Origin of the sequence: Streptomyces mexicanus (assembly GCF_902506575.1) — a bacterium.
GTDB classification, from domain to species: domain Bacteria; phylum Actinomycetota; class Actinomycetes; order Streptomycetales; family Streptomycetaceae; genus Streptomyces; species Streptomyces mexicanus.
Genome location: NZ_LR732544.1, coordinates 2,180,579 through 2,199,500, shown reverse-complemented (window position 1 = coordinate 2,199,500; position 18,922 = coordinate 2,180,579). Strand labels below are relative to the sequence as shown.

At 71.6% G+C, this 18,922-nt stretch carries 14 protein-coding genes and 1 pseudogene; 14 read left to right on the top strand and 1 reads right to left on the bottom strand.

Annotation, left to right across the window (positions count from 1 at the left end; translation table 11 throughout):
* The first annotated feature begins 8 nt into the window (after positions 1-8).
* The 14 genes and pseudogenes from ftsL (at position 9) to GV126_RS09795 (ending at position 15,050) form a co-directional block, all read left to right on the top strand.
* Positions 9-692 (top strand): cell division protein FtsL, encoded by a 684-nt coding sequence (gene ftsL / locus GV126_RS36315; RefSeq protein WP_236569935.1) that lies wholly within the window; start codon positions 9-11, stop codon positions 690-692.
* Positions 693-723: 31 nt separating this feature from the next.
* The gene (locus GV126_RS09855) at positions 724-2,244 is read left to right on the top strand and encodes a UDP-N-acetylmuramoyl-L-alanyl-D-glutamate--2,6-diaminopimelate ligase (protein ID WP_159664495.1); all 1,521 of its coding nucleotides are present in this window, start codon (positions 724-726) and stop codon (positions 2,242-2,244) included.
* Positions 2,245-2,272: 28 nt separating this feature from the next.
* Positions 2,273-3,687: pseudogene (locus GV126_RS09850) on the top strand (UDP-N-acetylmuramoyl-tripeptide--D-alanyl-D-alanine ligase).
* A complete protein-coding gene (gene mraY, locus GV126_RS09845) occupies positions 3,687-4,757 on the top strand; it encodes a phospho-N-acetylmuramoyl-pentapeptide-transferase (RefSeq protein ID WP_028422517.1) in 1,071 nt (356 codons plus the stop codon). Before GV126_RS09850 ends, mraY begins: the two are co-directional and overlap by 1 nt.
* The gene (gene murD, locus GV126_RS09840; protein ID WP_159664493.1) at positions 4,739-6,169 is read left to right on the top strand and encodes a UDP-N-acetylmuramoyl-L-alanine--D-glutamate ligase; all 1,431 of its coding nucleotides are present in this window, start codon (positions 4,739-4,741) and stop codon (positions 6,167-6,169) included. Before mraY ends, murD begins: the two co-directional genes overlap by 19 nt.
* 111 nt (positions 6,170-6,280) lie before the next feature.
* Positions 6,281-7,750, top strand: coding sequence for a putative lipid II flippase FtsW (gene ftsW, locus GV126_RS09835; RefSeq protein ID WP_159664491.1), 1,470 nt, complete (start codon positions 6,281-6,283; stop codon positions 7,748-7,750).
* 6 nt (positions 7,751-7,756) lie between these two features.
* Positions 7,757-8,845 (top strand): undecaprenyldiphospho-muramoylpentapeptide beta-N-acetylglucosaminyltransferase, encoded by a 1,089-nt coding sequence (gene murG / locus GV126_RS09830; protein WP_159664489.1) that lies wholly within the window; start codon positions 7,757-7,759, stop codon positions 8,843-8,845.
* A gap of 27 nt (positions 8,846-8,872) precedes the next feature.
* Positions 8,873-9,667 carry a cell division protein FtsQ/DivIB gene (locus tag GV126_RS09825; RefSeq protein WP_159664487.1) on the top strand — a complete coding sequence of 265 codons (795 nt, stop codon included), beginning with the start codon at positions 8,873-8,875 and terminating at the stop codon, positions 9,665-9,667.
* A gap of 277 nt (positions 9,668-9,944) precedes the next feature.
* On the top strand, positions 9,945-11,294 hold the full coding sequence (gene ftsZ / locus GV126_RS09820; protein WP_159664485.1) for a cell division protein FtsZ: 1,350 nt from the start codon (positions 9,945-9,947) through the stop codon (positions 11,292-11,294).
* Positions 11,291-12,022: a peptidoglycan editing factor PgeF gene (pgeF, locus tag GV126_RS09815; protein ID WP_159664483.1), complete on the top strand. Its 732-nt coding sequence runs from the start codon at positions 11,291-11,293 to the stop codon at positions 12,020-12,022. Before ftsZ ends, pgeF begins: the two co-directional genes overlap by 4 nt.
* 5 nt (positions 12,023-12,027) lie before the next feature.
* The gene (locus tag GV126_RS09810; RefSeq protein ID WP_159664481.1) at positions 12,028-12,747 is read left to right on the top strand and encodes a YggS family pyridoxal phosphate-dependent enzyme; all 720 of its coding nucleotides are present in this window, start codon (positions 12,028-12,030) and stop codon (positions 12,745-12,747) included.
* A 127-nt stretch (positions 12,748-12,874) separates the two neighbouring features.
* Complete coding sequence (locus GV126_RS09805; protein ID WP_028422525.1) at positions 12,875-13,516, top strand: cell division protein SepF; 642 nt, start codon at positions 12,875-12,877, stop codon at positions 13,514-13,516.
* Between the two features lie 51 nt (positions 13,517-13,567).
* On the top strand, positions 13,568-13,858 hold the full coding sequence (locus tag GV126_RS09800; RefSeq protein ID WP_159664479.1) for a YggT family protein: 291 nt from the start codon (positions 13,568-13,570) through the stop codon (positions 13,856-13,858).
* Positions 13,859-13,910: 52 nt separating this feature from the next.
* Entirely contained in the window at positions 13,911-15,050 is a 1,140-nt protein-coding gene (locus GV126_RS09795; RefSeq protein WP_159664477.1) for a DivIVA domain-containing protein, read from the top strand.
* Positions 15,051-15,291: 241 nt separating this feature from the next.
* Here GV126_RS09795 and ileS read toward each other — a convergent pair whose 3' ends face one another.
* Positions 15,292-18,429: an isoleucine--tRNA ligase gene (ileS, locus tag GV126_RS09790; RefSeq protein ID WP_159664476.1), complete on the bottom strand. Its 3,138-nt coding sequence runs from the start codon at positions 18,427-18,429 to the stop codon at positions 15,292-15,294.
* Positions 18,430-18,922 lie beyond the last annotated feature (493 nt).

Genomic DNA, 18,922 nt, shown 5'->3' with positions numbered 1-18,922 from the left:
GGGGAGCGTTGAGCAGGAAACCCGAACTGCGCGGCCGGGCCGCGCGGCTGGCACGGCTGTTGCCCACCCGGGGGCAGCAGGCCGCCCGCACGCCCTTCGTCCTCCTCGTCGTGCTGCTCCTCGGCGGCGGCCTGATCGGGCTGCTGGTGCTGAACTCCGCACTGAGCGCGGGCGCGTTCCAGCGCGACGACCTGCAGCGCGACACCAAGAACCTCACCGACGAGGAACAGGCCCTGCAACGGGACATCGACTCCTACTCCGCCCCCGACGCCCTGCAGCGCCGCGCCCGCGACCTCGGCATGGTGCCCGGCGGCGCCCCCGCCTCCCTGACCCCCGACGGCACCGTCAGGGGCGCCCCCTCGCCCGCCGCCCGGTCCTCCGCCGTGGACGACGTGCCGCTGTCGGTGCGCCCGCCCGGGGCGCTCACCGCCGTACCGTCCCTGACGGACCCGGCCGATCCGGGGGCGGGGGCCGCCGCGGTCCCGCCCGGCGCACAGGCCGTGCAGGACCCGCCGCCGACCGGCCCGGACGCCCTGGACGTCCCCACGGGCCCGACACCCCCCGCACAGAACCACCAGGAACGAGTCCGTGACAACGATCACCCCCGATCCCGGGAACCATTCCGCGCCCCGGCCCTCGCTTCGCCCGCAGGCCGCCCCGCCCGGTACGCTCACCGCCGTGCCACACGCTGATCAGACCCAAACCACCCAGAAAGGCGCTTCCGTGACCTATCCGGGACCGCCCCGACCGGCCCAGGTCTCCGCCACACCCCTGGCGGACCTCGCCGATCAGCTGGGTGCCGAGCCGCCGGCCGGTGCCGCCGAGGTCACGGGCATCACCCATGACTCGCGCGCCGTGCGCCCCGGCGACCTGTACGCCGCCCTGCCCGGAGCCCGCGCGCACGGCGCCGACTTCGTCACCCAGGCGGCGGGCCTCGGCGCGGCCGCCGTGCTCACCGACCCGGCCGGCGCCGAGCGCGCCGCCGCCACCGGCCTGCCCGTCCTGGTCGTGGACGACCCGCGCGCCCGGATGGGCGAGCTGGCCGCGACGATCTACGGACACCCCGGCCGGGACCTGCTCCAGATCGGCATCACCGGCACCTCCGGCAAGACCACCACCGCCTACCTCGTCGAGGGCGGCCTGAAGACGGCGAAGAGCACCGGCCTGATCGGCACGGTGGAGATGCGCGTCGGCGAGGAGCGCATCAAGTCCGAGCGCACCACCCCCGAGGCAACCGACCTGCAGGCCCTGTTCGCGGTCATGCGCGAGCGCGGCGTCGAGGCGGTCGCCATGGAGGTCTCCAGCCACGCCCTGGTGCTCGGCCGGGTCGACGGGTGCGTCTTCGACGTCGCCGTCTTCACCAACCTCAGCCCGGAGCACATGGAGTTCCACTCCGACATGGAGGACTACTTCCAGGCCAAGGCGCAGCTGTTCACGCCGCGCCGCAGCCGCCTGGGCGTGGTCAACCTCGACGACGAGTACGGCCGCCGGCTCGCCCGGGAGGCCGGCGTGCCGGTGATCACCTACTCCGCCGAGGGCCACCCGGACGCCGACTGGCGTGCCCAGGACGTCGAGATCGGCCCGCTGGACTCCACCTTCACCGTGCTCGGACCCGAAGGACAGCGGATCTCGGCGCGCTCGCCGCTGCCCGGCCCGTTCAACGTGGCCAACACCCTCGCCGCCGTCGTGGCGCTGGCCGCCGCGGGCCTGGACCCGCAGACGGCCGCCGACGGCGTCGCGGCCGTGCCCGGCGTGCCCGGCCGGCTGGAGCGGGTCGACGCCGGACAGTCCTACCTCGCCGTCGTGGACTACGCGCACAAGACCGACGCCGTCGAGTCGGTCCTCAAGGCCCTGCGCAAGGTCACCAAGGGCCGGCTGCACGTGGTGCTCGGCTGCGGCGGCGACCGCGACCGGACCAAGCGCGCCCCCATGGGCGCCGCCGCGGCCCGGTTCGCCGACACCGCCGTACTGACCTCCGACAACCCCCGCTCCGAGGACCCGCTCGCGATCCTCGCCACCATGCTCCAGGGCGCCGCCTCGGTGCCCGCGCACGAGCGCGGGGAGGTGCTCCTGTTCGAGGACCGCGCCGCCGCGATCGCCGCCGCCGTGGGCCGTGCGCACCCCGGCGACACCGTGCTGGTCGCGGGCAAGGGCCACGAACAGGGCCAGGACATCGCCGGCGTGGTCCGTCCCTTCGACGACCGCCAGGTGCTTCGCGAAGCAATCCAGAACACCCAGGGATGAAAATCCAGAAGACCCAGGGGATGAACTTGTGATCGCCCTCTCCCTCGCCGAGATCGCAGACGTCGTCGGCGGGCAGACGCACGACATACCGGATCCGTCCGTCGAGGTCACCGGACCCGTCGTCCGGGACTCCCGCGAGGCGGTCCCCGGCAGCCTCTTCGTCGCCTTCGTCGGCGAGCGCGTGGACGGCCACGACTTCGCCGCCGCCGTGGTCGAGGCGGGCGCCGTCGCCGTCCTGGCGTCCCGCCCCGTCGGCGTGCCCGCGATCGTCGTCGACGACGTCCAGGCCGCCCTCGGCGCCCTCGCCCGCCATGTCGTCACCCGGCTCGGCGCGACCCTCGTGGGACTGACCGGTTCCGCCGGCAAGACCAGCACCAAGGACCTCATCGCCCAGGTGCTGCAGCGCAAGGCGCCGACCGTGTTCACGCCCGGCTCGCTGAACAACGAGATCGGGCTGCCGCTGACCGCCCTGTCCGCCACCGAGGAGACCCGGTTCCTCGTGCTGGAGATGGGCGCCCGCGGCATCGGGCACATCCGCTCCCCACCGAGCTGCCCCCGCCGCGCATCGGCGTGGTGCTCAACGTGGGCAGCGCCCACATCGGCGAGTTCGGCGGCCGCGAGCAGATCGCCCAGGCCAAGGGCGAACTGGTGGAAAGCCTGCCGTCCGCCGACGAGGGCGGCATCGCGGTGCTCAACGCCGACGACCCGTTCGTGAAGGCCATGACCTCCCGTACGAAGGCGAAGGTGATCTTTTTCGGAGAGTCCGACGAAGCGGACGTACGCGCCGAGAACGTGAGACTCACGGACAGCGGACAGCCCGCTTTCAGGCTTCACACACCCTCCGGTGCATCCGATGTGACCATGCGCCTGTACGGTGAGCACCACGTGTCGAACGCGCTCGCCGCGGCCGCCGTCGCCCATGAGCTGGGCATGTCCGCGGAAGAGATCGCCACCGCGCTCTCCGAGGCGGACTCCCTCTCCCGCTGGCGCATGGAGGTCACCGAGCGCCCGGACGGCGTGACCATCGTCAACGACGCCTACAACGCCAACCCCGAGTCCATGCGGGCCGCGCTGCGCGCGCTGGTGGCCATGGGCCGCGGGCGGCGGACCTGGGCGGTGCTCGGCAAGATGGCCGAGCTGGGGGACGAGGCGCTCGCCGAGCACGACGCCGTCGGACGGCTCGCCGTCCGGCTCAACGTCAGCAAGCTCGTCGCGGTCGGGGGCAGGGAAGCGTCCTGGCTGCAACTGGGCGCATACAACGAGGGTTCGTGGGGTGAGGAGTCGGTGCACGTGTCCGACGCACAGGCGGCGATCGACCTGTTGCGCAGCGAGTTGCGCCCGGGGGACGTGGTGCTCGTGAAGGCGTCCCGTTCGGTCGGTCTGGAGGGCGTCGCCCAGGCGCTCCTCGAGACCGGGACCGAGGGTGAGGTCGCCGCCCGATGATGAACCAGATCCTCTTCGCGGGCGTCATCGGGCTCTTCCTGACCCTGATCGGCACCCCCCTGCTGATCAAGCTCCTGGCCCGCAAGGGCTACGGGCAGTACATCCGCGACGACGGACCGCGCGAGCACGCCAGCAAGCGCGGTACGCCGACCATGGGCGGCATCGCGTTCATCCTGGCCACGGTCGCCGCCTACTTCCTGTCCAAGGTGATCACCGGCAAACCCCCGACGTACTCGGGCCTGCTGGTGCTCGGCCTGATGGTCGGCATGGGCATGGTCGGCTTCCTCGACGACTACATCAAGATCGTCAAGCGTCGTTCGCTGGGTCTGCGGGCCAAGGCGAAGATGGCCGGCCAGCTCATCGTCGGCATCGCCTTCGCGGTGCTGTCGCTGCAGTTCTCCGACAACCGCGGCAACACCCCGGCCTCCACCAAGCTGTCGTTCATCACCGACTTCGGCTGGACGATCGGCCCGGTGCTGTTCGTGGTCTGGGCGCTGTTCATGATCCTGGCGATGTCGAACGGCGTGAACCTCACCGACGGCCTGGACGGCCTGGCCACCGGCGCCTCCGTCCTGGTCTTCGGCGCCTACACCTTCATCGGCGTCTGGCAGTACCAGGAGTCGTGCGCCAACGCCATGACGCTGACCAACCCGGGCGCCTGCTACGAGGTGCGTGATCCACTCGACCTCGCGGTCGTGGCCTCCGCGCTGATGGGCGCCTGCCTCGGCTTCCTGTGGTGGAACACCTCGCCGGCGAAGATCTTCATGGGCGACACCGGTTCGCTCGCCCTCGGTGGTGTGCTCGCGGGCCTGGCCATCTGCTCCCGCACCGAGCTGCTGCTCGCGCTGCTGGGCGGCCTGTTCGTGCTCATCACCATGTCGGTGGTCATCCAGGTCGGCTCCTTCCGGCTCACCGGAAAGCGCGTCTTCCGGATGGCGCCACTGCAGCACCACTTCGAACTCAAGGGCTGGTCCGAAGTGCTCGTCGTGGTCCGTTTCTGGATCATCCAGGGCATCTGTGTCATCGTCGGACTGGGCCTCTTCTACGCGGGATGGGCAGCGGACAAGTGACCGACTGGCAGGGAAAGAACGTCACCGTCGCCGGGCTCGGCGTCTCCGGCATCCCGGCGGCCAAGGTCCTCCACGGCCTGGGCGCGCAGGTCACCGTCGTCAACGACGGCGACGACGAGCGGGCCCGGGCGCAGGCGGCCGAACTCCAGGGCCTGGGGATCACCGTGCGGCTCGGTGACGGGGACTCCCTGCCCGAGGGCACCGAGCTGATCGTCACCGCCCCCGGCTGGAAGCCGGACAAACCGCTGTTCCGGGCTGCCGAGAAGGCGGGCGTCCCCGTCTGGGGCGACGTGGAGCTGGCCTGGCGGCTGCGCGGCCACGACGGCAGGAAGCCCGCGCCGTGGCTGGCGGTCACCGGCACCAACGGCAAGACCACCACGGTGCAGATGCTCGCCTCCATCCTCAAGGCGGCGGGCCTGCGCACCGCGGCCGTCGGCAACATCGGGGTCTCGCTGCTGGACGCCGTCCTCGGCGAGGAGACCTACGACGTGCTCGCCGTCGAACTCTCGAGCTACCAGCTGCACTGGGCGCCGTCGCTGCGCGCGCACTCCGCCGCCGTGCTCAACCTCGCGCCGGACCACCTGGACTGGCACGGCTCCATGGAGGCCTACGCGGCCGACAAGGGCCGTATCTACGAGGGCAATCAGGTCGCCTGCGTCTACAACGCCGCCGACAAGGCCACCGAGGACCTGGTGCGCGCGGCCGACGTGGAGGAGGGCTGCCGGGCGATCGGCTTCACGCTGGGCACCCCCGCCCCCTCCCAACTCGGCGTCGTGGACGGCCTCCTGGTCGACCGCGCCTTCGTGGAGAACCGGCAGAAGAACGCCCAGGAGCTGGCCGAGGTCGCGGACATCGACCCGCCCGCCCCGCACAACATCGCCAACGCCCTTGCCGCGGCGGCCCTCGCGCGCGCCTTCGGCGTGCCCGCCGCGGCCGTGCGCGAGGGCCTGCGGGCCTTCACGCCGGACGCCCACCGCATCGCGCACGTCGCCGACATCGACGGCGTCGCCTACGTCGACGACTCCAAGGCCACCAACACCCACGCGGCACAAGCCTCGTTGGCGTCATATGAGTCGATCGTATGGATTGCGGGTGGTCTGGCGAAGGGCGCGACCTTCGACGAACTGGTCGCCGGTGCGGCCGAGCGGCTGCGCGGTGTGGTGCTCATCGGCGCCGATCGCGCCCTCATCCGCGAGGCCCTGGCGCGACACGCGCCGGAAGTACCCGTCGTCGACCTCGACCGGACCGACACTGGGGCGATGCTCCAGGCTGTCCAGGAGGCGAAGCGGCTGGCCGGCGCGGGCGACACGGTCCTCCTCGCCCCGGCCTGCGCCTCCATGGACATGTTCGCCAACTACAACCAGCGCGGTGACGCGTTCGCGGAGGCCGTTCGCGAACTCGGCGCCCGCTGACCCCGGCCGCCCCCGCTGCCGGGCGACCTTGGGAGGGACGCGTGGGACCCGCCAGCCTCGTCAGTGCCCCGACAGGCAGACCTGTGCGGCCGACGGAGAGCGGAGGCGCACATGCCGCCCACTAGCCCCGCAGGCCGCACCGGCCGCCCGCCCGTGCAGCGCGCCGCCCGGCGGCCCGCCGTCGGCCGGGCGGTGCGCGACAACCCGGTGCGCACCCTGGTCACCCGCGCCCGCAAGGCCTGGGACCGACCGCTGACCGCGTACTACGTGATCCTCGGCGGCAGCGCGCTGATCACCGTGCTCGGCCTGGTGATGGTGTACTCCGCCTCCCAGGTCACCGCGTTGCAGATGTCCCTGCCCGGGTCGTACTTCTTCCGCAAGCAGCTGCTGGCGGCCGTGATCGGCGCCGTGCTGCTCTTCGTCGCCGCCCGGATGCCGGTGAAGCTGCACCGGGCCCTGGCCTACCCGATCCTGGCGGGCGCGGTGTTCCTGATGGCGCTGGTGCAGGTGCCGGGGATAGGGATGTCGGTCAACGGCAACCAGAACTGGATCTCGCTGGGCGGCTCCTTCCAGATCCAGCCCAGCGAGATCGGCAAGCTGGCGCTGGTGCTGTGGGGCGCCGACCTGATCGCGCGCAAGCAGGAGAAGCGGCTGCTGACGCAGTGGAAGCACATGCTGGTGCCGCTGGTCCCGGTCGCCTTCATGCTGCTCGGCCTGATCATGCTCGGCGGCGACATGGGCACCGCGATCATCCTCACCGCCATCCTGTTCGGCCTGCTGTGGCTGGCGGGCGCGCCCACCCGTCTGTTCGTGGGCGTGCTCTCGGTCGCCTCCCTGATCGGCCTGGTGCTGATCAAGACCAGCCCCAACCGCCTGGACCGGTTCGCCTGCGTCGGCTCCACCGACGTCACCAAGTGCTGGCAGGCGGTGCACGGCATCTACGCCCTCGCCTCCGGCGGACTCTTCGGCTCCGGCCTCGGCGCGAGTGTGGAAAAATGGGGGCAACTGCCCGAAGCCCACACCGACTTCATCTTCGCGGTCACCGGTGAGGAACTGGGCCTGGCGGGGACACTGTCGGTGCTCGCCCTGTTCGCGGCTCTAGGCTATGCGGGCATCCGCGTGGCCGGACGCACGGAGGACCCCTTCGTGAGGTACGCCGCGGGAGGGGTGACCACCTGGATCGTCGCGCAGGCGGTGATCAACATCGGTGCGGTGCTCGGTCTGCTGCCGATCGCCGGCGTCCCGCTCCCGCTGTTCTCCTACGGCGGGTCCGCCCTGCTGCCGACCATGTTCGCGATCGGGCTGCTGATCGCGTTCGCGCGGGACGAGCCCGCTGCGCGGGCGGCGCTTGCCATGCGGCAACCTCGCTTTGGTAGAAAGCGGGCGTCAGCCTTCGCGGCCGGACGCGGAACCGGCCGGAAGCCCGAGCGCAGTGCCGGCCGGAAACCGGGCCGGAGCTTCGGCCGGGACTCCGGTGGGGGCGTGGGCCGGGGATCGGGAGCGGGGTCCGGCCAGGGGCCCCGGAGATGGAACACGATGCGACGGCGTGCCTCGGCGGCGCGTTCGTCCGGAGAGCGGTGAATTTCGGTGCATGTCGTACTCGCCGGCGGAGGTACCGCGGGCCACATCGAGCCCGCGCTCGCCCTCGCGGACGCCCTGCGCAGGCAGGACCCGACCGTGGGGATCACGGCCCTGGGCACGGAGCGGGGACTGGAGACCCGGCTCGTCCCGGAGCGCGGCTACGAGCTGGCGCTGATCCCGGCGGTGCCGCTGCCGCGCAAGCCCACGCCCGAACTGATCACCGTCCCGGGCCGGCTGCGCGGCACGATCAAGGCCGCCGAGCAGATCCTGGAGCGCACCAAGGCCGACGTGGTGGTCGGCTTCGGCGGCTACGTCGCCCTGCCCGGCTACCTCGCGGCCAAGCGGCTCGGCGTGCCCATCGTCATCCACGAGGCCAACGCCCGCCCGGGCCTGGCCAACAAGATCGGCTCGCGCTACGCCGCCCAGGTCGCCGTCGCCACGCCGGACAGCAAGCTGAGGAACGCGCGGTACATCGGCATCCCGCTGCGCCACTCCATCGCCACCCTGGACCGGGCCGCCATGCGCCCGCAGGCGCGCGCGATGTTCGGCCTGGACCCGAACCTGCCCACCCTGCTGGTCTCCGGCGGCTCCCAGGGCGCCCGGCGGCTCAACGAGGTGGTCCAGCAGGTCGCCCCCTGGCTGCAGCAGGCGGGCATCCAGATCCTGCACGCGGTCGGCCCGAAGAACGAACTGCCGCAGGTACAGCAGATGCCGGGAATGCCCCCGTACATCCCGGTAAGTTACCTGGACCGGATGGACCTCGCGTACGCCGCTGCCGACATGATGCTGTGCCGCGCGGGCGCGATGACCGTCGCCGAACTCTCCGCCGTCGGACTCCCGGCCGCCTACGTCCCGCTGCCCATCGGCAACGGCGAACAGCGGCTGAACGCCCAGCCGGTGGTCAAGGCCGGCGGCGGACTGCTGGTCGACGACGCGGACCTGACCCCGCAGTGGGTGCAGGACAACGTCCTGCCCGTGCTGGCCGATCCGCACCGGCTGTACCAGATGTCCCGCGCCGCCAGTGAGTTCGGCCGCCGGGACGCCGACGACCTGCTCGTCGGCATGGTGTACGAGGCCATCGCCTCGCACCGTTAGGACCATATGAACGAAGGGGCTTGAAGCGTGGCCGGACCGACGACCGCCGAGCGCGGTGAACGCCAGCAGGAGTCGTCCGGCCCGCCCCTGATCCGTCGGCTCAGGCGGCCGCGCCTTCGTACGATCGTCATCCTGGTGCCCGTCGTCGTGCTGCTCGGCGCCGCCACCCTGTGGGTCCTGTACGGCTCCCCGTGGACGCGGGTGGAGCGCGTATCCGTCTCCGGTACACGCGTGTTGACGCCGGCGCAGGTGCGCGTCGCCGCCGACGTCCCGGTCGGGGACCCGCTCGTCTCCGTGGACACCGGCGCCATCGCCCAGCGGCTGCGCCGGCGGCTGCCCCGCGTGGCCACGGTGGACGTCACCCGTTCCTGGCCGCACGGAATCGATGTGAACGTGGTCGAGCGCACCGCGGTCATGGTGGAGGAAAAAGGCGGAAAGTTCGTCGAAGTGGACGCCGGTGGCGTCCGTTTCGCCACGGTCGCGCAGGCGCCGAAAGGTGTGCCGGTTCTCGAATTGTCCCTTTCCCGCTCGGCGTCGGCCGCGGCGAGTCTGAGGCGCTTCGGCGAGAGCCGGCTCGTGCGCGAGGCGGTCCGGGTCGCGAGCGACCTGCCGGGCGCCGTCGCCCGCCAGGCCCGCACGGTCAAGGTCCGCACCTACGACGACATCTCGCTGGAGTTGACCGGTGGGCGGACCGTCTCCTGGGGCAGCGGCGAGCAGGGCCGTGACAAGGCGCGCGCGCTGACCGCGCTGATGAAAGCCGCCCCGCAGGCACGGCACTTCGACGTCAGCGTGCCCACCGCCCCCGCGTCATCGGGGAGTTGACGCGCATCGGCGCAGGCCAGCACCCTGGTTGGGCGCCGCTATGGCCGATCACATAGGGTGAAAAGAAAAACGGGAGGTTCGGCGTGTTCGTTGAACGGGCGCCACTTGTCGACTTAGTGTCCTGTTCAGAAGACTTCAGGGAACAGACACACTGGTAACCCTAAACTTCAGGGTTAGGGTTCGGGTCGGCGCTACGGACCGTCCCATTCGGCATCAGTCGTCGGATCGCGGCCACCGCGAGGCGGCGACACGTAACTCGAGGCGAGAGGCCTTCGACGTGGCAGCACCGCAGAACTACCTCGCAGTCATCAAAGTCATCGGTGTCGGCGGCGGTGGTGTCAATGCCATCAACCGGATGATCGAGGTCGGTCTCAAGGGCGTCGAGTTCATCGCCATCAACACCGACGCGCAAGCTCTGTTGATGAGCGACGCCGACGTCAAGCTGGACGTCGGCCGTGAACTCACCCGCGGACTCGGCGCCGGAGCCAACCCGGCCGTCGGCCGCAAGGCCGCCGAGGACCACCGCGAGGAGATCGAGGAGGTCCTCAAGGGGGCCGACATGGTCTTCGTGACGGCCGGTGAAGGCGGCGGCACCGGCACCGGCGGCGCGCCGGTCGTGGCCAACATCGCGCGCTCGCTGGGCGCCCTCACCATCGGCGTGGTCACGCGCCCGTTCACCTTCGAGGGACGGCGCCGCGCGAACCAGGCCGAGGACGGCATCGCCGAGCTGCGCGAAGAGGTCGACACCCTCATCGTCATCCCCAACGACCGGCTGCTGTCCATCTCGGACCGCCAGGTCAGCGTGCTCGACGCGTTCAAGTCCGCGGACCAGGTGCTGCTGTCCGGTGTGCAGGGCATCACCGACCTGATCACCACGCCCGGCCTGATCAACCTGGACTTCGCCGACGTGAAGTCGGTCATGTCCGAAGCCGGTTCGGCCCTCATGGGCATCGGCTCGGCCCGCGGCGACGACCGCGCGGTCGCCGCGGCCGAGATGGCGATCTCCTCGCCGCTGCTGGAAGCCTCCATCGACGGCGCCCGCGGCGTGCTGCTGTCCATCTCCGGCGGCTCCGACCTCGGTCTGTTCGAGATCAACGAGGCCGCCCAGCTGGTCAGCGAGGCCGCCCACCCCGAGGCCAACATCATCTTCGGCGCGGTCATCGACGACGCCCTCGGCGACGAGGTCCGGGTCACCGTGATCGCGGCCGGCTTCGACGGCGGCCGGGCGCCGGCGGAGCCGGCCGCGGACCCGGGGGGCCGGGGCCCGCCGCCGCGGGCGGCGGCGGTGACCGCCGCGAGGGAGAAGGCGGCCCCCGGGGGGGGGGCCCCGCCGGGCAGCTGGGGGGCACGGGTGGGCGCGGGCCGGCCGGGGCCGGGACCGCCGGGGGTGGGGACGAGCGGGGCGCGGGCGCCGGCGGGTGGGCGTGGGCGGGGGGTGAGGTGTGTGTTGAAGAAGCCAGAGCGCGCGGCGTCGGCACGGGGGGGGGGCCGCCGGCGCGGGAGGGTGGGGAAAAGGGGCCGGGCCCCGGCCCCCGCCCCCCCCGCCGCCCCGCCGGTCCCGCCGGCGCCGCGGACCTACTCGGACAGCGCGGCCGAGGAGCTGGACGTACCGGACTTCCTCAAGTGATAGGACAGCGCGACACCGTGAACGGCGCGCACTTCGCCTTCACCGACCGGTGGGGCGGGGTGAGCGCCGTTCCGTACGAGGAGCTGAACCTCGGCGGCGCGGTCGGCGACGACCCCGGCGCCGTGCGCACCAACCGGGAGCTGGCCGCCAAGGCCCTCGGGCTCGACGCGGCCCGGGTGGTGTGGATGAACCAGGTGCACGGCGCGGACGTCGCGGTCGTGGACGGGCCGTGGGGCACGCAGGCGGACGTCCCGTCGGTCGACGCGCTCGTCACCGCCCGGCGCGGGCTCGCCCTGGCGGTGCTCACCGCCGACTGCGTACCGGTCCTGCTCGCCGACCCGGTCGCCGGGATCGCCGCCGCGGCGCACGCCGGACGGCCCGGCATGGTGGCCGGGGTGGTCCCGGCCGCCGTGCGCGCCATGGTGGAACTCGGCGCCGAGCCCGCCCGGATCGTCGCCCGCACCGGACCCGCCGTGTGCGGCCGGTGCTACGAGGTGCCGGAGGCGATGCGCGCCGAGGTGGCCGCCGTCGAACCGGCGGCGTACGCCGAGACGCGTTGGGGCACGCCCGCCGTCGACGTGAGCGCCGGCGTGCACGCGCAACTGGAGCGCCTGGGGGTGCGCGACCGGGAGCAGTCGCCGGTGTGCACGCTCGAATCGGGCGACCCCTTCTCGTACCGCCGCGACGGCACCACCGGCCGGCTCGCGGGCTATGTCTGGCTGGACTGAGGGACATGACGGACCGTAAGGACGACATCGCCAAAAACCTGGCGAAGGTTCAGGAGCGCATCGCCGCCGCGTGCGAGGCCGCGGGGCGCCCCCGCGAGGACGTGACCCTGATCGTGGTCACGAAGACCTACCCGGCGGCGGACGTACGGGCCCTGGCGGAGCTCGGGGTGCGGCACGTGGCGGAGAACCGCGATCAGGAAGCGGCACCGAAGGCCGCCGAATGTGCGGATCTGTCCCTCAGTTGGCATTTTGTCGGTCAGCTCCAGACCAACAAGGTGCGGTCCGTGGTCGGTTACGCGGACGTCGTGCAGTCCGTGGACCGCGCCCGGCTGGTGACGGCGCTGTCGAAGGAGGCCGTGCGCGCCGGGCGCGAGGTGGGTTGCCTGATCCAGGTCGCCCTCGACGCGGGGGAGAGCGGACGGGGCGAGCGCGGAGGCGTGGCCCCGGCCGGAATCGAAGAGTTGGCCGACCTCGTCGCCCGTTCCGAGGGACTGCGGCTGGACGGTCTGATGACCGTCGCGCCGCTGACCGGAGAGTACGCGGGGCGTCAACAGGCGGCGTTCGAACGGCTCATGGATTTGTCGACCGACCTGCGCAGGAATCATCCGGCTGCCACCATGGTCTCGGCAGGGATGAGTGCGGACCTCGAGCAGGCCGTGGCGGCCGGGGCGACACATGTGCGCGTCGGGACGGCGGTACTCGGAGTCCGCCCCAGGCTCGGGTAACGTCGCCAAGAAGTCGGACCACAGCAGAAAATATGGTCAATACCGCCGAAGAAGGCGCAACGACCTCGTGGATCGCGGGGACTTGGCGGTCGTCAGCCGATCCACCACAGAGCGGAGGACTCAGAGCATGGCCGGCGCGATGCGCAAGATGGCGGTCTACCTCGGCCTCGTGGAGGACGATGGGTACGACGGCCGGGGTTTTGACCCCGATGACGAATTCGAACCGGAACTCGACCCGGAGCCCGAGCGGGACCGCCGGCGGCACGAACCGTCGCACCAGTCGCACGGAACACACCAGCAGCAAAGGGACGAACCGGTACGAGTGGTGCAGCCTCCGGCGCCACGCGAACCGGTGACCCCGGCCGCTTCGCTGCCGGCGGAATCGGGGCGTCCGGCGCGTATCGCGCCCGTGGCATCCATCACACAAGAACGCGCAAGCCTGGAGAAGAACGCACCGGTGATCATGCCCAAGGTCGTGTCCGAACGTGAGCCGTACCGGATCACCACGCTGCACCCCCGGACCTACAACGAGGCCCGTACCATCGGGGAACACTTCCGTGAAGGCACCCCGGTGATCATGAATCTGACCGAGATGGACGACACCGACGCGAAGCGACTTGTCGACTTCGCGGCCGGTCTCGTGTTCGGTCTTCACGGCAGCATCGAGCGGGTGACACAGAAGGTGTTTCTGTTGTCGCCTGCTAACGTCGATGTCACGGCGGAGGACAAGGCCCGCATCGCAGAGGGCGGGTTCTTCAACCAGAGCTGAGACGCACGACCGCAAGACGGACTCGGAGCAGGGGAGAGGGAAGCACCGATCATGGGCGTGGCCATGGAGGTTCTCTACATCGCGCTGATGGTGTTCCTCATCGTGCTCATCTTCCGTCTGGTCATGGACTATGTGTTCCAGTTCGCCCGCTCGTGGCAACCCGGCAAGGCGATGGTGGTCCTACTGGAGGCCACCTACACTGTCACCGATCCACCGCTGAAGCTTCTGCGGCGGTTCATCCCGCCGCTGCGTCTCGGGGGCGTGGCGCTCGACCTGTCCTTCTTCGTACTGATGATCATCGTCTACATCCTGATCTGGATCGTGGGGAACCTCGCGACGTGAATGTGGACGATACGGTCTTGCCGACTGCCGATGACTACGTTGAGGTGAAGAGATGCCGTTGACCCCCGAGGACGTGCGGAACAAGCAGTTCACGACCGTGCGCCTCCGAGAAGGCTATGACGAGGACGAGGTCGATGCCTTCCTCGACGAGGTCGAGGCCGAGCTGACCCGCCTCCTGCGCGAGAACGAGGACCTGCGCGCCAAGCTGGCCGCGGCCACCCGGGCCGCCGCCCAGAACCAGCAGAACATGCGCAAGGGTCCCCCGGAACAGCAGGACCAGCAGCAGCATCAGCAGCAGCAACAGGGCGGCATGCCGCAGCAGGGCATGCGAGGTCCCGGCGCTCCGGTGCCCGCCGGGATATCGGGCCCGCCGCAGCAGCAGATGGGCGGCCCCATGGGTGGCCCGCCCCAGCTGCCGAGCGGTGCCCCGCAGCTGCCCGCCGGCCCCGGCGGTCAGGGCCCGCAGGGCCCCGGCCCGATGGGCCAGGGTCCCGGTCCGATGGGTCAGGGCCCGATGCAGGGGCAGATGGGTCCGGGCCACATGGGCGGCCCCGGTCCCATGGGGGGTCCCGGCCCGATGGGTCAGGGCCCCGGTGGCGACAGCGCCGCGCGCGTGCTGTCGCTGGCTCAGCAGACCGCCGACCAGGCGATCGCCGAGGCCCGGTCCGAAGCCAACAAGATCGTCGGCGAGGCGCGTTCGCGCGCCGAGGGTCTCGAGCGCGACGCCCGTGCCAAGGCCGACGCCCTGGAGCGGGACGCGCAGGAGAAGCACCGGGTCGCGATGGGCTCCCTGGAGTCCGCCCGCGCCACGCTGGAGCGCAAGGTCGAGGACCTGCGCGGCTTCGAACGCGAGTACCGCACGCGGCTGAAGTCGTACCTGGAGTCGCAGCTGCGGCAGCTGGAGACCCAGGCCGACGACTCGCTGGCCCCGCCGCGCACCCCCGCGACGGCTTCGCTGCCGCCGTCCCCGGCGCCCTCCATGGCCCCGGCCGGCGCGAGCGCCCCGTCGTACGGTGGCAACCAGACGATGGGCGGCTCTCCCGGCCAGTCCAACCCGTCCTACGGCGGCCAGCAGCAGATGACGCCGGCGATGACCCAGCCGATGGCGCCGGTCCGCCCGCAGGGTCCGTCCCCGATGGGCCAGGCCCCGTCCCCGATGCGCGGTTTCCTCATCGACGAGGACGACAACTGAGGATGGCGCCTTAGGCGTCGGCAGCCACGCGAACGGCCCCGGAGGGAAATCTCCGGGGCCGTTCCGGTTGTTCGGGGGCTCGGTTGTTCGGGGGCTCGAGGGCTCGCACCCGTATCGCGGGGCGGCTCCGTCGCGCCGGCGCGCGCAAGGGGGCGGGCACCCCTCGGGCACCCGCCCCCGCACCGCTCGGCTTACGCCGAGCGCCTTGCGTCGCGTCCTGCGTCGCGCCTCGCCCTGCGCCTCACGCCTTGCGCAGCCGGAACGTCAACGACAGCCCCTCGTCGGTGAACTCGTCACCGTAGGTGTCGTCCGCCTCGCCCTGCGCGAAGTCCGTGGCGAGGACCTCGTCGGCGATGAGCCCGGCGTGCTCGGACAGCGCCGCGACCACCGCCGGGTCCGTGGACGTCCACCGCAGCGCGATCCGGTCGGCGACGTCCAGGCCGCTGTTCTTGCGCGCCTCCTGGATCAGCCGGATCGCGTCGCGGGCCAGGCCCGCCTGCCGCAGCTCCTCGGTGATCTCCAGGTCGAGCGCCACGGTCGCGCCCGCGTCGGACGCCACCGACCAGCCCTCGCGCGGGGTCTCGGTGATGATCACCTCGTCCGGGGCGAGGGTGATGGTCTCGCCGTCGACCTCCACGGACGCCGTGCCCTCGCGCAGCGCCAGCGACAGCGCGGCGGCGTCGGCCCCGGCGATCGCCTTGGCCACGTCCTGCACCCGCTTGCCGAACCGCTTGCCCAGCGCCCGGAAGTTGGCCTTCGCGGTGGTGTCCACCAGCGATCCGCCGACCTCGGCCAGCGATGCCAGCGAGGAGACGTTCAGCTCCTCGGTGATCTGCGTGTGCAGCTCCGGGTCCAGGGACTCGAAACCGTTCGCCGCGATCAGCGCACGGGACAGCGGCTGGCGGGTCTTGACCCCGGACTCGGCGCGGGTGGCCCGGCCCAGCTCCACGAGCCGGCGCACCAGGACCATCTGCCGCGACAGCTCCGGGTCGATCGCCGACAGGTCCGCCTCAGGCCAGGAGGACAGGTGCACCGACTCCGGGGCGCCCGGCGTGACCGGCACGACCAGGTCCTGCCACACCCGCTCGGTGATGAACGGGGTGATCGGCGCCATCAGCTTGGTGACGGTCTCCAGCACTTCGTGCAGCGTGCGCAGCGCCGCCTTGTCGCCCTGCCAGAACCGGCGGCGCGAACGGCGCACGTACCAGTTGGACAGGTCGTCGACGAACGCCGACAGCAGCTTGCCGGCGCGCTGGGTGTCGTAGGCCTCCAGCGCCTGCGTGACCTGGTCGGTCAGCGCGTGCAGCTCGCTGAGCAGCCAGCGGTCCAGGACCGGGCGCTCGGCCGGGGCCGGGTCGGCCTGCGACGGCGCCCAGTTCGACGTACGGGCGTACAGCGCCTGGAAGGCGACCGTGTTCCAGTACGTCAGGAGCGTCTTGCGGACGACCTCCTGGATGGTGCCGTGGCCGACGCGGCGGGCCGCCCACGGGGAGCCGCCGGCCGCCATGAACCAGCGCACCGCGTCCGCGCCGTGCTGGTCCATGAGCGGGATCGGCTGCAGGATGTTGCCCAGGTGCTTGGACATCTTGCGGCCGTCCTCGGCCAGGATGTGCCCCAGGCACACGACGTTCTCGTACGACGACTTGTCGAACACCAGGGTGCCGACGGCCATCAGCGTGTAGAACCAGCCGCGGGTCTGGTCGATCGCCTCGGAGATGAACTGCGCCGGGTAGCGGCTCTCGAACAGCTCCTTGTTCTTGTACGGGTAGCCCCACTGCGCGAACGGCATCGAACCGGAGTCGTACCAGGCGTCGATGACCTCCGGCACGCGCGTGGCCGTCTTGCCGCAGCCCTCGTGCGGGCAGGCGAAGGTGACCTCGTCGATGAACGGGCGGTGCGGGTCCAGGTCCGACTGGTCGGTGCCGGACAGCTCGGTCAGCTCGGCGCGCGAGCCGACGCAGGTGAGGTGGTCGTCCTCGCAGCGCCAGATCGGCAGCGGGGTGCCCCAGTAGCGGTTGCGGGACAGCGCCCAGTCGATGTTGTTGTTCAGCCAGTCGCCGTAGCGGCCGTGCTTGACCGTCTCCGGGAACCAGTTGGTCTTCTCGTTCTCCCGGAGCAGCCGGTCCTTGATCGCGGTGGTGCGGATGTACCAGGACGGCTGGGCGTAGTAGAGCAGCGCGGTGTGGCAGCGCCAGCAGTGCGGGTAGCTGTGCTCGTACGGCAGGTGCTTGAAGAGCAGGCCGCGCTCTCCGAGGTCCTCGGTGAGCTTCTCGTCGGCCTTCTTGAAGAACACGCCGCCGACCAGCGGGACGTCCTCCTCGAAGGTGCCGTCCGGGCGTACCGGGTTGACGACCGGCAGGCCGTAGGCGCGGCAGACCTTCAGGTCGTCCTCACCGAAGGCGGGGGACTGGTGGACCAGGCCCGTGCCGTCCTCGGTGGTGACGTACTCGGCGTTGACCACGAAGTGGGCCGGCTCCGGGAACTCGACCAGCTCGAAGGGGCGCCGGTAGGTCCAGCGCTCCATCTCGGCACCGGTGAAGGACTGGCCGGTGGGCTCCCAGCCCTCGCCGAGCGCCTTGGCGAGCAGCGGCTCGGCGACGACGAGCTTCTCCTCGCCGTTGGTCGCGACGACGTAGGTGACCTCCGGGTGGGCGGCCACCGCCGTGTTGGAGACCAGCGTCCACGGCGTGGTCGTCCACACCAGCAGCGCGGCCTCACCGGCCAGCGGGCCGGAGGTCAGCGGGAAGCGGACGTAGACCGACGGGTCGACGACCGTCTCGTAGCCCTGGGCCAGCTCGTGGTCGGACAGGCCGGTGCCGCAGCGCGGGCACCAGGGCGCGACCCGGTGGTCCTGGACCAGCAGGCCCTTGTTGAAGATCTCCTTCAGCGACCACCACACCGACTCGACGTACTCGGGGTCCATCGTGCGGTAGGCGTCGTCGAGGTCGACCCAGTACCCCATGCGGGTCGTCAGCTCGGCGAAGGCGTCGGTGTGCCGGGTGACGGACTCGCGGCACTTGGCGTTGAACTCGGCGATGCCGTACGCCTCGATGTCCTGCTTGCCGGAGAAGCCCAGCTCCTTCTCGACCGCCAGCTCCACCGGCAGGCCGTGGCAGTCCCAGCCGGCCTTGCGGCCCACGTGGTAGCCGCGCATGGTGCGGAAGCGGGGGAAGACGTCCTTGAAGACGCGCGCCTCGATGTGGTGCGCGCCCGGCATGCCGTTCGCGGTGGGCGGGCCCTCGTAGAACACCCACTCGGGGCGTCCCTGGGACTGCTCCAGGCTCTTGGCAAAGATCTTCTGCTCGCGCCAGAAGTCGAGCACCGCGTGCTCGAGCGCGGGCAGGTCGACCTGAGCGGGCACCTGACGGTACTGCGTCATCGATCTTCCTCCGGCGGACGTGCTGCCTTCCGTCGGAGGGACGAGAGCCATCGTGCTGTCCACGCCGTCTGCGGCGCGCTCCCGCGGTACCACCCTCCTTGGCCCCCCGGTGCGCCGTGCGCTCCGGTGAGCCCCCTCATTGGGGTCGCGATGCCGGTTCTACTCACCCCTCGGGTGACCCCAGGGGGCTTTCTTCCGGCGGCTCCGGGGTGATCTTCACGTCGCGCTCGCCCCCGGGCTCCCACCGTCCCCGGGTCGCTCTGGGCTGCGTACGCCGCTACTCGTCCCCATCCACGCTTTTCGCTGCGCCCAGTGTACGGCGCCCCGGGGACAGCGGCCGACCGGATTTCCCGGACGCGGGGCGCGCGGGACGCGGGGGCGCGCCGCGCGGGCGGGGCGGGCCGCGGCGGGCGGGCCGGCAGGGGCTTCGGGGCGGTGCGGCGCGGCGGGCGCGGCGGGCGCCCCCACGGCGAGGGGGCGGCCGCCCGCCCCG

Bases quoted from the DNA above. Each gene is read 5' to 3' on its own strand.
- GV126_RS09800 (WP_159664479.1), top strand. From the start codon at position 13,568: ATGGGCGTGGCCATGGAGGTTCTCTACATCGCGCTGATGGTGTTCCTC.
- ftsW (WP_159664491.1), top strand. From the start codon at position 6,281: ATGCCGCCCACTAGCCCCGCAGGCCGCACCGGCCGCCCGCCCGTGCAG.
- GV126_RS09805 (WP_028422525.1), top strand. From the start codon at position 12,875: ATGGCCGGCGCGATGCGCAAGATGGCGGTCTACCTCGGCCTCGTGGAG.
- GV126_RS09810 (WP_159664481.1), top strand. From the start codon at position 12,028: ATGACGGACCGTAAGGACGACATCGCCAAAAACCTGGCGAAGGTTCAG.
- mraY (WP_028422517.1), top strand. From the start codon at position 3,687: ATGAACCAGATCCTCTTCGCGGGCGTCATCGGGCTCTTCCTGACCCTG.
- ileS (WP_159664476.1), bottom strand. From the start codon at position 18,429: ATGACGCAGTACCGTCAGGTGCCCGCTCAGGTCGACCTGCCCGCGCTC.
- GV126_RS09795 (WP_159664477.1), top strand. From the start codon at position 13,911: ATGCCGTTGACCCCCGAGGACGTGCGGAACAAGCAGTTCACGACCGTG.
- murD (WP_159664493.1), top strand. From the start codon at position 4,739: ATGGGCAGCGGACAAGTGACCGACTGGCAGGGAAAGAACGTCACCGTC.